Genomic DNA, 12455 nt, shown 5'->3' with positions numbered 1-12455 from the left:
GCCACGCGGGCCGGGGGAAGTTTGGAAGGGCAGTGACAATGACCGACGAAGATCGGGACGCAGACGCGTATCAGATCGACGCAGCGATAGACCGGCTGATGCGCAAAGAGGCGGAGCTGAATCCGCAGCGCAAGCTGCGAGCGCCCAAAAATCCCTTCAAAGGAGGCGATCTGCGAAGCTACCTGATCTTTGGGGGCGCAGCTTGTGTCGTGATCTTCATCCTGGGCGCGGTGTTCGGCGCCTGACATCAAGGCGCGGAGGGCTCTGATGGAGGTCATGCCCAAATGGGTCGAGATCGTCCTCGTCCCGCTGATTTCCCTTCTCCTGGCCGCGATCCTGTCGGCCCTCGTGATTCTCGCCATCGGAGAAGACCCGCTCGAGGCGTTGCGCTACATGGTCGACGGGGCGATCGGATCGGCCTACGGCTGGGGCTACACGCTCTATTACGCGACGAATTTCATTTTTACCGGGCTTGCTGTCGCGGTCGCCTTCCATGCGCGGCTCTTCAATATCGGTGGTGAGGGGCAGGCGGCGCTGGGGGGCCTTGGCGTGGCGCTAGTCTGTCTTTTCATTCCCTGGCCGCACTGGTCGCTGGCTTTGCTTGGCGCGATGGCGGCCGGCGCTCTCTTTGGCGCGCTCTGGGCGGCGATCCCGGCCTATCTGCAGGCCGCGCGGGGCAGCCACATCGTGATCACGACGATCATGTTCAACTTCATCGCGGCCGCCGTTCTGAACTACTTCCTCGTGGGCCCACTGAAACCTGCCGGTTCGATGGATCCTGCCACCGCGCGGTTCCCCGAAGCGACCAACCTGCCGACCTTTCACGAGATGTTCGGCTGGACGGGGATCGGGTTCTCGCCCTCGGTGCCCGCCAATGTCTCTTTCATCATCGCGGTGATCGCGTGCATTGCGGTCTGGGCGCTGATCTGGCGGACGCGGCTCGGCTACGAGATCCGTGCCTTCGGCCAGTCGGAGCCAGCCGCGCTCTACGCCGGCATCTCAGGCACCAAGATCGTCATGATCGCGATGCTGATCTCCGGCGGACTGGCCGGTCTGATGGCGATCAACAACGTGATGGGCGAGGCCGAGCGGCTGGTCCTGAACGCGGTCGAGGGCGCGGGCTTTATAGGGATCGCCGTGGCGCTGATGGGCCGATCACATCCGTTCGGCGTGTTCCTCGCCGCCCTGCTCTTCGGGTTCCTCTACCAGGGCGGGGCCGAACTGGCGCTCTGGACGTCGATCCCGCGGGAGTTGATCGTGGTGATCCAGGCGCTGGTGATCCTTTTCACCGGGGCTCTCGACAACATGGTGCGGATGCCGCTCGAGCGGATCTTCCTCGCCATGCGCCGGCCGCCCAAGCCCGAAACCAAGCTGGAGGCGGCGGAATGATTGCGGACTGGTGGCCGGCACTTCTGATTGCTTGGGGCATCCAGGCAGCGAGCCTGCTGTCGCCCGGGCCTGCGGTAACCCTGCTTCTCGGGGTGTCGGCTTCGCGCGGACGTGGCGCAGCGGTGGCAACGGCCTGCGGGATCGGTTCAGCGGCAATCGTCATGTCGCTCGGCACGGTGCTGGGAGTCGCAGCGATTTTCGTGCTCTATTCCGACCTGATGACGGTGGTGCGGCTGGCGGGGGCTGTCTTCCTCTTGTGGCTCGCCTTCAAATCGTTCCGGACCGCGATCGTCCTGCCGCCCCTGCCGGATGTCCAGTTCCGGCCAAGGAGCGGGTTCCGGACGGCGCTGACTGGATTTGTCCTCCAGCTGTCCAACCCCAAGGCAATCTTCTTCTGGCTGGCCATCGCGAGTGCCGCCAACCTCGCAGCAGCCCCTTGGCCCGTCGTCGTTCTCTTCGTCCTCGGCGCATTCTTGAACTCGCTCCTCATCCATCTCGGCTGGGCGCTGCTTCTGTCGGCAGCACCGGTGCGGGCGCTTTATCCCAGAGCGCGGCGCTGGATTGAGGGCGCGATCGGCGTCTTCTTCACCGTTTTCGCGGTACGGCTGGCGATGGAGCGAAGCTGATGGACTTCGGCACGCTTCTCCAGGTCCTCGACTCGACGGTGCGGCTTGCAACACCGCTTCTGCTTGCTTGCCTTGCGGGGCTGTTTTCCGAACGGGCGGGGATTTTCGATATCGGCCTCGAAGGGAAAATGCTTGCGGCGGCGATGCTCTCAGCCGCGATGGCCTTTGTCACGGGATCCGCCTGGATCGGCCTTCTGGCGGGGATCGGTGCGTCGATGTCCCTGGCGGCGGTTCACGGGATCGCGTCGATCACCTTTCGGGGGAACCAACTGATCTCGGGCGTCGCGATCAATTTCCTCGCAGCGGGGCTCACGGTGGTGGTTGCGCAAAGCTGGTTCAGCCAGGGCGGGAGGACGCCTGCGCTCATGTCCGGCGGCCGGTTCGAGCCGATCACGCTTCCCTTTGCCGAGGCGCTCTCTGACATCCCGATCCTCGGCCCGCTTTATGCCGAGCTGATCTCCGGCCACACGATCATCGTATACATCGCCCTTCTCGCTGTCCCCGCCACCTGGTGGATCCTGTTCCGCACCCGCTTCGGCCTGCGCCTGCGTGCCGTCGGCGAAAACCCGGCTGCGGTTGATACGGCCGGGATCTCCGTCGTCGGCCTGCGCTTCGCAGCGGTGGCGATTTGCGGGATCCTCTGTGGGATCGCAGGGGCCTATCTCTCGACCGCCCTGCAGGCCGGCTTCACCAAGGACATGACGGCGGGTCGCGGCTTCATTGCGCTGGCCGCACTGATCTTTGCAAAGTGGCGCCCCTGGGCCGCCCTTGGCGCCTGCTTGCTCTTCGGTTTCCTGCAAGCGCTGGAACTCCGCCCCGACGTCATCGAAGCCGTGCTCAGCGTCCGCGTCTGGCCGCAGCTTCTGGTCGCCCTGCCCTACATCGCGACGGTCATCATCCTCGCCGGCTTCGTTGGCAAGGCGATCCCGCCGCGCGCCGGCGGCGAGCCCTATGTGAAAGAGCGCTAGCTCCTTCATCTGGCCAAAAATACTCAGAATCCGCCAGCGCGCGAACCATCCCCGCCACCTGACCAATAGCGACCACCCCGCCTGCTGCGTCCCGCCCGCTGCAGGCGCGAACGCAGCGCACAGCTCCGGGTTCTCCCGCCCGCCCCATTGCGCTGCGACGCGGCGCGGCGCTATGAGAGGTCATGCAGATATACCTCCCCATTGCAGAAGTGTCGGTGAACGCCTTCCTTCTCGTGGGTCTGGGCGGCCTCGTCGGTATCCTGTCGGGCATGTTCGGTGTCGGTGGTGGCTTTCTGATGACGCCGCTTCTGTTCTTCATCGGCATCCCCCCACCAGTCGCCGTGGCGACGGAAGCGAACCAGATCGTCGCCTCGTCCTTCTCCGGCGTGCTGGCCCATCTCAGGCGGCGGACAGTCGATCTGAGGATGGGCACCGTCCTCCTCGTCGGGGGGTTGATCGGGGCGGCGGTCGGGGTCGTTATCTTCAACTGGCTCAAGGCGATGGGCCAGGTCGATCTTTTGGTGCGGCTTTGTTACGTTCTTTTCCTCGGCGTCGTCGGCGGGCTCATGTTCATCGAAAGCCTCAACGCCCTGCGCCGCTCCAGACGGAAAGCGCCCCCCGTGCGGCGGCGTCATAACTGGGTGCACGCCCTGCCGTTCAAGATGAAATTCCGGGTCTCGGGTCTGTATATCTCGGTCATTCCGCCCATCCTCGTCGGGATCAGCGTGGGTGTCCTCGCTGCGATCATGGGGGTCGGCGGCGGGTTCATCATGGTGCCTGCGATGATCTATCTGCTTGGGATGCCGACGAAGGTTGTCGTCGGAACATCGCTCTTCCAGATCATCTTCGTGACCGCGTTCACCACGCTTCTTCACGCGACGACCAACTACACGGTCGACGTAGCCCTGGCCGTTCTGCTGTTGATCGGGGGCGTCGTCGGAGCACAGTTCGGCACGCGGCTCGGCGCGCGCCTGAAGGCCGAACAGCTGCGCATCCTGCTGGCGATCCTCGTGCTTGCGGTCTGCGGCAAGCTGGCCGCCGATCTGCTGATCGAGCCCCGCGAGCTCTACTCCATCGGAGAGGTCGAGTGAGCCGGACACTCCTCGCGCTTCTCTGCCTTCTTGCGGGGCCGCTCGAGGCCGAGGAGATCGTCCTCGGTCTCAGTCGGGATCAGGTCGCGATCACAGCGACGTTCGAGGGCGACGATGTGCTCATATTCGGGGCCGTGCGGCGCGAGGCACCGATCCCGGAGGGGGCACCCTTGAACGTGATCGTGACCGTCAAGGGCCCCGACGAGCCGATCACCGTCCGGCGCAAGGAACGCCGCTTGGGCATCTGGGTGAATACCGATGCGGTCGAGGTGGATTCCGCGCCGTCTTTTTACGCTGTTGCCGCAACCGGCCCCTTGCGGGAGGTTTTGAAGGATACCGAGGATCTGCGCTACCGCATCACGATCCCCCGCGCGATCCGGTCGGTGGGTGCGCCGATGAACGTGACCGATCCTGCGGCCTTTACCCGTGCTCTGATCCGGATCCGGGCGGGAGACCGCCTGTACCAGACCCTGGAAGGCGCCGTCGATCTGGAGGCGCAGACGCTTTTCCGGACCGAGATCGGGCTGCCCGCGAACCTCACCGAAGGCGATTACATCGTCCGCATCTTTCTGACGCGGGAGGGTCGGATCGTCGATGTCTTCGAGACTGTCATCCCGGTCGAAAAGGTTGGCCTCGAACGGTGGCTCTACAATCTGGCCCATGAAAAGCCACTGATCTACGGGCTCATGTCGCTTGCCATCGCGATCTTTGCGGGTTGGGGGGCGTCCGAGGTGTTTCGGATCGCACGCCGTTAGGGCGCGAAATCGCTTGCCGGATTGGGTCCAGGGGCGTCTACTTGGCCACATATTGCTAAGAGGCGCTGCATCCAATGGATACGGTCCTAGGAAGATGCCCGGGCGCGCCGCATGCGAAGGTGCAGGGATGGTGGCCACCGCCGGTCGGGGTCGTGTGTGACGCGACCTTACCGACAGACGGAGATGTGCATGTTCCCTTCACTGACACGCGGGGCCGACAACCTCGAGATCCGATGGCCTGACGGGCTGATCGGGCAATTCCCGTATATCTGGCTTCGCGACACCGATCCGGCGGGGTTCCACCCAATGACCGGCGAGCGGGACTTCGATCTGATGACCGTGCCGCCCGACATCGCCCCGGAAGCGGCCGAGATCGAGGGCGGTGCCTTGTTGCTTCGATGGCCGGGAGAGGAGCGGTCAAGCCGGTTCGACCTCGACTGGATCAGGACGCACCGCCCCGGTGTGTCGCGAGCGGACCCAGCGGATGTGCCGTTGAAGGTCTGGCGGGCAGAGCTGGGGCCGGACGGTGTACCGCGGACCTCTGCGGAGGCGGTCCTCACATCTGATGCGGCACTTTCCAGCTGGCTGCGCAAAACGAAAGCCTTTGGATTATCGATCGTGGACGGCTTGGCTGACGACGTGGACGCCGGGGAGGCCATCGCGCGGCGGGTCGGGCATCTGCGGGAAACCAATTTCGGCATAACCTTCGAGGTCGTATCGAAGCCCGATCCCAACAACCTTGCCTATACGGCGGACGCATTGCCGCTCCACACCGATCTGCCCAATCAGGAGCTGCCGCCGGGCTATCAGTTCCTCCATTGCCTAGCGAACGAGGCAGAGGGTGGCGGGTCGGTGTTCTGCGACGGGATCGCCGTGGCAGAGCGTCTGAAAGCTCAAGATCCTGACGGGTTCGAGCTGCTGTCGACGGTTCGGGTGCCGTTCAGGTTTCAGGATGCCGAGACGGACATCCGGTCCCGCAAGACGGTCTTGACGCTTAATGAGGACGGGCAGGTCAGCGAGCTTTGCTGCAACGCTCACATCGCAGATATCCTCGATCTGGATCCTGGGATCATGCCCGCCTATTACCGCGCCTACCGTCAGATGATGGAGCTGACGCGCGATCCTGGCTATGTGATTTCCCTGCGTCTCTCTGCGGGAGAGATGGTCATTTTTGACAACCGCCGGGTGCTCCACGGGCGCGAGGCATTCGATCCGGCTACCGGTTTTCGGCATCTGCACGGCTGCTACGTGGACCGGGGCGAGTGGGACAGTCGGATCCGGGTGCTCGCACGTGCGATGGGCGCAGGCTAGGGATCCGCACTTTCCGCTTCGAGCGTGAAAGCCGCTGGGGCCGCTTGCAGGTCGTCGATGCGAAGCGCGCCGCTTGGCTTGGCCAGCCGGTTCCGGACGACCCAGCGCAGCTGGGTCTCGGCGCGGGTGATCGCGACATAGGCGAGGCGTTTCCAGAGAGGCTGACCCGCCTCCACCCGACCCATGCGGGCGGCGGCGTAGAGGTCCGGCGCGAAGACCTGGACGCGGTCCCACTGGGAGCCTTGCGCTTTGTGGATCGTCACTGCCGCGCCATGAAGGAACGTCGCCCCCATGCGGGCGGCGAAGGGGATGAACGGCTCTTCGCCATCCTGCTGTTCGATCTTGACGATGGAGGCGGCCGAGACCTGCGGATCCTCCGCGCCGATCACGTGCAGGCGGGAGAAGCCGGGGCGACGGCCGGGGCCGAGGTAGATGACCTGCGCGCCCTTGATCAGACCGCGCGCCTCAAGATCGAGGCGCTTCTTGCGGTGCTTCAGCGGCAATTCGATCCCGTCGCAGATCAACGGTTCGCCCTCGAGCAGTTCGTCCTCCGGGGCGCCATAGGCGGCGCGGAAAGCGTGGATCAGGCGGATGCGGGTCGCATTGCGCCAGACAAGGACGGGGGAGCGGGCCATCAGATCGGCCTCGACCCGTTCGGCCCAGACGACACGGGTGTCGCTCCGGGCGGCGTCCTGGATCATGTCCTCGAAGCGCTGAAAGTCGACATTCGGGTCTGCCAGCGCATGGGCGAGATCGAGGATCGGGTTATCCGCATCCTGCCTGTGAATGCGGGACAGCTCGCGGCGGCGGGTCGGCGGGAGGGCTTCAAAGACCATGCCGGTCCCCTCCCCCTTCGGCTGAACCGGAGGGAGCTGGGCGGGATCGCCAAAGAGGACGAGGGTTGGAAAAATCTCCTGCAGGTCCTCGAATTGCTTGGGATCAAGCATGGAGCTTTCGTCAACGAAGCCGATATCGAGCGGTTCTTCCCGCCGCTTCCAGCCGGTGATGAAGTCGGAGCCGCGGAGGCCGGCAGCGGCGAGCGCAGCGGGGATGGACCGGTGGTTCTCGTAGGAGACACGCGCGCGTTCGAGGGCCTCGTCGCTCAGGCCCTCAATTTCGGGCCGGTCGCCCTGCCCGGCCAGCCAGTCGGCGATCGTCTCGTACTCCGGGTCATAGACCGGCGTGTAGAGAATACGGTGGATCGTGGTCGCTGGGACGCGGCGGTTGCGCAAGACGCTGGCCGCCTTGTTGGTGGGCGCGAGGATGGCGAGGGTTCGGCGATCCTTTCGGCGGCGGCCCTCGTAGTCGCCGGAGACGACCTCTACGCCGAGCTCTTCGAGCGCGTGGTAGAGCCGTGCGAGAAGCAGCGTTTTACCCGACCCGGCCTTGCCTGTGATTGCGAGAACCGATGAGCCGTCGCGCGTGTCGGCGGGCGTCAGCATCTCCTGATCAAGGTCGATCCCGGCCGAACGGAGAAGCTCCGTTACGGCGTCATAAGCCTCGGCTTGATCGTCGGAAAGGTCGTGTGCGGGGAGCGCCATGTGACGACCTTAGAGCGGTCGCCAGTTGGGAGCCAGCGGTGTTCAAGCAGTTAGCGCGGTCAGGCTGTTTTGCCCAAAATGCTGTTCGAACCAATGCTCCGACAATTCGGAACTCACGCCTGCGCGTTGGAGAACCTGATCGCGGTCTTCCATGGTAAACGACCAGAGGCCGACGCTGATACGGTCGCGGCCTTCGCCCTGGCTGCCCAAGACTTCGGGAGACGCACCGATCATCCGGTATATGCGGATCATACGGGCATCGAAGACGCCAAGGAAATGCTCGACCGAGAAGCCCCGCATGAGTTCGCCGCCGCCGAGCATCAGAAGGCCCGCAACCTGCGAATCCGCATCGGGCGAGAGGCAAAACCGAGTGCATTCCCAGATAAACGGGCTTTTCAGATGGGCGATATCGGCGATGTGGGAGAAGTGATCCTCGACCATCGTCGAACCGATCGTGGGCAAGAAGCGGGCAGATCCACCGTGCCGACCGTCGGGCCGCTGCCAGATCACGTAAAGGGGGTTGAGATCGTCGTACTCGTCGCGCTCAAAGCCGTCTGCGTCCACGCTGACCTCCCAGCCGAGACGATCGCGGAACTGCGTCGTGCGGTCGCGGAACATCGTATCGCGGAGTTGCGGATGATCGTTCAGTTCGTCGCCGAAAAGATAGCGTAGCATATCGTTACCCTGTGCCGTCCGTGGTGACAGGACGGTAGGGAGGCGATCGCTAACGATCGTTGAGGACTACGTGCGCTTGAGGCGCAACAGGTTCTAGGACGCCCGTCGCTCCGGAAGCCGGCCGGGCCATCCACCCAAGGCGTTGGGCGCTGTCGCGCCGATCACGATCAGGCCCTGCGACATGGCCCGAGCAACCGCATGGGTGGTGTTGAGCGCGTTGAGCTTGAACCGCGCGCTTTCGATATAGGCGCGGAGCGTGTGTTCCGAGATCGAGAGCGTGTCGGCGACTTGCGCACGGCTGTAGCCCATCGCGAGGAACGTCAGCGCATCGACCTCTCGTGGCGACAGGCTTTTCGACGCTTCGGGAAGCCGAGTCTCTTCAAACTCCAGTCCCTTCTGATTGAAGACGTTCGCGACCAGGATCAGCTCACGCCGGTGCTTCTCGGTAAATGTTTCCCACTCATCGTCCGAGCATTGAGTCGACACCGTAAACAACGCGAATTGTCCGTTCGGCCCGCGGATCGGGATCGAGTAACCCTGATTGCCGACCCCATGTTCGAGCGCCTCCTTCTGGAAGGCGCGGGCGGCTTTTGAGGACCAGTCGAGCCGCTTCCAATCGACCGGATGAAACCTCTGGAAGCATCCGATAACGACGGGATCGATGCGGAGATAGTCCCGCTCCACATAGATCCGCGCCCACTCTCGCGAATAGGTGCCGCAGCCGTATTGCTCTCCCTCAGAGGAAACCCAGTGGTAGACGATATGGTCGACCCTGTAGAGATCGCGCAGGGCAGTTATATGCCGCTGGAGATCATCAAGTGAGGTCGCTTGTTCCAGTTCTTCCAAAAGACTGTTCAGTTTTTGCGGCATACGTCCTCTTGGAGGCCTGCGGCCCCTTTCGATTGGACGCAATCTCGGCGGTTGCCACCAAACTTGCATCGCCCAGCTGCTCAGCAAGGATCGGCAAACCGTTCTGACGTGCAAAAGCGGTCAGATCCGCTAGGACGTCCAATATCCATTCCTGTCCCGTCACTACCTTCTCCCTCAAGAAGTTAACAAACTGTTAACACAACTATAGCAAGAGCACGGATTCACGAATATTCACCGTTTGAAACCCCCCATTTTTAGCGGGTGTGGCAAAATTTAAGTGTCTGATCTGCAAGCACGCGTGTTTCCCGCCGGGTAAAGACAAGCCCGCCCCCGGTCAGGAGGCGGGCTTCGAATCGGGCACCTATCAGAGGTTCTCGGGCAGCGCGTCCTCAAGCGTCCGGAGTCCGGCTCGCGGGGCCTGAACCAGCACCGCCATATTCCCCGGCTTATGCTCGTTGCGCATCATCTTCATATGCGCGCCCGGAATGTCCTCCCACGGGAAAACCTCGGACATGCACGGATCGAGCCTGCGTTCCACCATCAGCTTGTTGGCGGCAGCCGCCTGCTTGAGATGCGCGAAATGGCTGCCCTGGATGCGCTTCTGATGCATCCAGACGTAGCGGGCGTCCATGGTGAGATTATAGCCCGTCGTCCCGGCGCAGATGACCACCATGCCGCCCTTCTTGACCACAAGGGTGGAGACGGGGAAGGTCGCCTCGCCCGGGTGCTCGAAGACCATGTCGACGTTGACGCCTTTGCCGGTGATGTCCCAGATCGCCTTGCCGAACTTGCGGACCTCGGTGAACCAGGCCTTGTAGTCATCGGTGCCGACCTTAGGCAGTTGGCCCCAGCAATCGAAATCCTTCCGATTGATGACGCCCTTGGCGCCGAGCGACATCACGAAGTCACGCTTGTCCTCATCCGAGATCACGGCGATCGCGTTGGCCCCGGCGGTGTTGATGAGCTGGATCGCATAGGAGCCAAGGCCACCGGAGGCCCCCCAGACGAGAACGTTCTGACCCGGCTTCAGTTCATGCGGATGGTGGCCGAACAGCATCCGGTATGCGGTCGCAAGCGTCAGGGTGTAACAGGCCGCCTCTTCCCAGGTCAGGTGGCGCGGGCGCGGCATCAACTGCTGGGCTTGGACGTTGGTGAACTGCGCGAAGGACCCGTCCGGCGTCTCGTATCCCCAGATCCGCTGGGAGGGGGAATACATCGGGTCGCCGCCGTTGCATTCCTCATCATCGCCGTCGTCCTGGTTACAGTGGATGACGACCTCGTCCCCGACCTTCCAGCTTTTCACCTTGTCGCCGACAGCCCAGACGATGCCGGACGCGTCGGAGCCTGCAATGTGGAAGTCTGCCTTATGGACATCGAACGGGCTGATCGGGACACCGAGCCCGGCCCAGACGCCGTTATAGTTCACCCCAGCCGCCATCACGAGCACCAGCACCTCGTGACTGTCGAGCGCGGGAATATCCACGACCTCGACCTCGAACGACTTGTCGGGCTCGCCGTGGCGCTCCCGCCGGATCGTCCATGCATACATCTTCTTCGGCACGTAGCCCATCGGGGGCATCTCGCCGATTTCGTAGAGGTCCTTCTCGGGAGCGTCGTAGGCGAGCGGCTCCGGGGAGGTGTCGAGGGCCATGAGGCGTCTCCTTGCGCTGACGTTTCGCCGCGCTGCGGAAAAACGGCGCGGTTCAGAGGGCCATATCAGATGCTAAAGCAACTTTGCAATCTTCAACCAGCCATGATACGCAATTTTATTACTTTGCGACTGCAGAAACAAGGGAGTCTTGCGAAGGCCATCCTGCAGATGCAGCATAAAAGGCAAGGATCCGCCGTGCCCCCTCGTCTTTCGGGTAGGGACCATCGGCATTTTCGACGATCAGGTCGCGCTGGCGCAGCGCCGCGATGCCGCGTTGATAAAGATCGGCCGGATCGGAAACGGGCAAGCGCCGGTCGCGTTCTTGCGCCGTTTCGGCCAGCGCCTGTACGCGCGCCCGTGTTGCCGGGCCACCCACTTCAAGCACGGCCCGCGCGGTGATTGGCACCGGCAAGATGGGGATGATGGCGGTAATTCGAGCCATGAGTTCCCGCGCGAGATCCTCTGTATCACCCGTATAGTCGGCAAGATGGAGCGGTTTGCCAAAACTCACCGACGCGATGCCAAAGCCGGCGAAACGGCCAGTCAGGCGCTGCCTCAAATGGCCCAGGAGCGCTCGGGCGATCTTCGTTTTAGATACAACAAAACGACGATCGGTCTGGCCTTGGGCGGCAATCAACACCCTGTCTTCCAGAACGCGGTCGTAGTTGAGTCCGACCGGCACGAAGATTACATCACGGCCCTCTTCCCCCCGGCGGGTGACATAATCGAGCAGACCGTGCTTGGGCGCCGCGGTGTAGCCATCAAGTGATAACCCGCCTTCGGGAAAGAAGGCCTGCGTGACGCCATTCTCTGTGGCCAGTTGCACATAGCGCGCCAGCACGCGCCGATAGAGGTGCCCGCGAGACCGGCGGCGAATGAAGTAGGCACCCATCATCTTGATCAGGGACGAAAGCGGCCAGATCCGCGCCCATTCGCCGACGGCATAGCTCATCGCCGAGGCGCGGGAGACAAGCCAGGTGACGAGCACGTAATCCATGTTGGACCGATGGTTCATCACGAAGATCACTGTCGCGTAAGGATCGATCGTCACAAGCGCATCCCGATCGAAGCTGCCGATACGCACCTCGTAAGTCGAATTTGTAAGCCAGCGCGCCAGGCGCATACCGACAGAGAAATAGGCGGTAGCCGAGAAAGACGGCACGATCTCGCGTGCATAGGCCCGTGCTTGCTGGAAGGCGACGTTTTCAGGGATGCCTTCCGTCCGGGATTCTTCGACGACAGCGTGGGTCACTTCGGGATCGTACAGAAGCCTTTGGATCATGTCGTGCCGGCGCGCGAGTTTGAACGGCTCAATTGGGCGGGCAAGGCGCTTGTTGAGCTCGGCAACGACCCGCTCCGCCCGCTTGCGGAAAAACCAGCGAACCGATGGCAGCAGAAAATGACTGAGTGCTGTGACTGCTGCGAAAGCGAGAATCACCAGAAGGAGCCAGAGGGGGAGCGTCACCGGTTGGGTCATCTCAGTCGACCCTGACAGGGAAACAGGTCTGCGTAAATCGGAGGCAAACCAGATAATGGGCGCGACATTATGTTACAAAAGGGAGGGGTTCTACGCAGGGT

At 63.0% G+C, this 12455-nt stretch carries 12 protein-coding genes; 7 read left to right on the top strand and 5 right to left on the bottom strand.

The genetic code is table 11. From position 1 onward, the window contains the following. Positions 1 to 38 precede the first annotated feature (38 nt). The 7 genes from AADZ90_RS05510 to AADZ90_RS05480 all read left to right on the top strand — a co-directional run bounded on the left by AADZ90_RS05510 (position 39) and on the right by AADZ90_RS05480 (position 6140). Positions 39 to 245, top strand: a complete 207-nt coding sequence (locus AADZ90_RS05510) for a hypothetical protein (protein ID WP_367308750.1) — start codon at positions 39 to 41, stop codon at positions 243 to 245. Between the two features lie 22 nt (positions 246 to 267). Then, positions 268 to 1389 carry an ABC transporter permease gene (locus AADZ90_RS05505; RefSeq protein ID WP_367308751.1) on the top strand — a complete coding sequence of 374 codons (1122 nt, stop codon included), beginning with the start codon at positions 268 to 270 and terminating at the stop codon, positions 1387 to 1389. Next, positions 1386 to 2015, top strand: coding sequence for a LysE family translocator (locus AADZ90_RS05500; protein ID WP_367308752.1), 630 nt, complete (start codon positions 1386 to 1388; stop codon positions 2013 to 2015). Before AADZ90_RS05505 ends, AADZ90_RS05500 begins: the two co-directional genes overlap by 4 nt. Then, positions 2015 to 2983 (top strand): ABC transporter permease, encoded by a 969-nt coding sequence (locus AADZ90_RS05495; RefSeq protein ID WP_367308753.1) that lies wholly within the window; start codon positions 2015 to 2017, stop codon positions 2981 to 2983. Before AADZ90_RS05500 ends, AADZ90_RS05495 begins: the two co-directional genes overlap by 1 nt. Positions 2984 to 3165: 182 nt before the next feature. Continuing rightward, positions 3166 to 4074, top strand: a complete 909-nt coding sequence (locus AADZ90_RS05490) for a sulfite exporter TauE/SafE family protein (RefSeq protein WP_367308754.1) — start codon at positions 3166 to 3168, stop codon at positions 4072 to 4074. Next, entirely contained in the window at positions 4071 to 4829 is a 759-nt protein-coding gene (locus tag AADZ90_RS05485; protein WP_367308755.1) for a TIGR02186 family protein, read from the top strand. The genes AADZ90_RS05490 and AADZ90_RS05485 overlap by 4 nt, the downstream gene beginning before the upstream one ends. Positions 4830 to 5018: 189 nt before the next feature. Beyond that, positions 5019 to 6140 carry a TauD/TfdA family dioxygenase gene (locus tag AADZ90_RS05480; protein WP_367308756.1) on the top strand — a complete coding sequence of 374 codons (1122 nt, stop codon included), beginning with the start codon at positions 5019 to 5021 and terminating at the stop codon, positions 6138 to 6140. On the opposite strand, the gene AADZ90_RS05475 is transcribed toward AADZ90_RS05480, so the two are convergent. The 5 genes from AADZ90_RS05475 to AADZ90_RS05455 all read right to left on the bottom strand — a co-directional run bounded on the left by AADZ90_RS05475 (position 6137) and on the right by AADZ90_RS05455 (position 12354). Further along, positions 6137 to 7681, bottom strand: a complete 1545-nt coding sequence (locus AADZ90_RS05475; RefSeq protein WP_367308757.1) for an ATP-dependent DNA helicase — start codon at positions 7679 to 7681, stop codon at positions 6137 to 6139. The genes AADZ90_RS05480 and AADZ90_RS05475 overlap by 4 nt on opposite strands. A gap of 42 nt (positions 7682 to 7723) precedes the next feature. Beyond that, positions 7724 to 8356, bottom strand: a complete 633-nt coding sequence (locus AADZ90_RS05470) for an acyl-homoserine-lactone synthase (RefSeq protein ID WP_367308758.1) — start codon at positions 8354 to 8356, stop codon at positions 7724 to 7726. A 93-nt stretch (positions 8357 to 8449) separates the two neighbouring features. After that, entirely contained in the window at positions 8450 to 9226 is a 777-nt protein-coding gene (locus tag AADZ90_RS05465) for a helix-turn-helix transcriptional regulator (protein ID WP_367308759.1), read from the bottom strand. A 364-nt stretch (positions 9227 to 9590) separates the two neighbouring features. Next, positions 9591 to 10877 carry a crotonyl-CoA carboxylase/reductase gene (gene ccrA / locus AADZ90_RS05460; RefSeq protein ID WP_367308760.1) on the bottom strand — a complete coding sequence of 429 codons (1287 nt, stop codon included), beginning with the start codon at positions 10875 to 10877 and terminating at the stop codon, positions 9591 to 9593. A 118-nt stretch (positions 10878 to 10995) separates the two neighbouring features. Continuing rightward, a complete protein-coding gene (locus AADZ90_RS05455) occupies positions 10996 to 12354 on the bottom strand; it encodes a 1-acyl-sn-glycerol-3-phosphate acyltransferase (RefSeq protein ID WP_367308761.1) in 1359 nt (452 codons plus the stop codon). Between the last annotated feature and the right edge of the window lie 101 nt (positions 12355 to 12455).

It is taken from the genome of Aestuariibius violaceus (assembly GCF_040779325.2).
GTDB classification, from domain to species: Bacteria; Pseudomonadota; Alphaproteobacteria; order Rhodobacterales; family Rhodobacteraceae; genus Aestuariibius; species Aestuariibius violaceus.
Note: the sequence above shows the minus strand (reverse complement) of the source record. Positions and strands in the feature narration are given on the sequence as shown.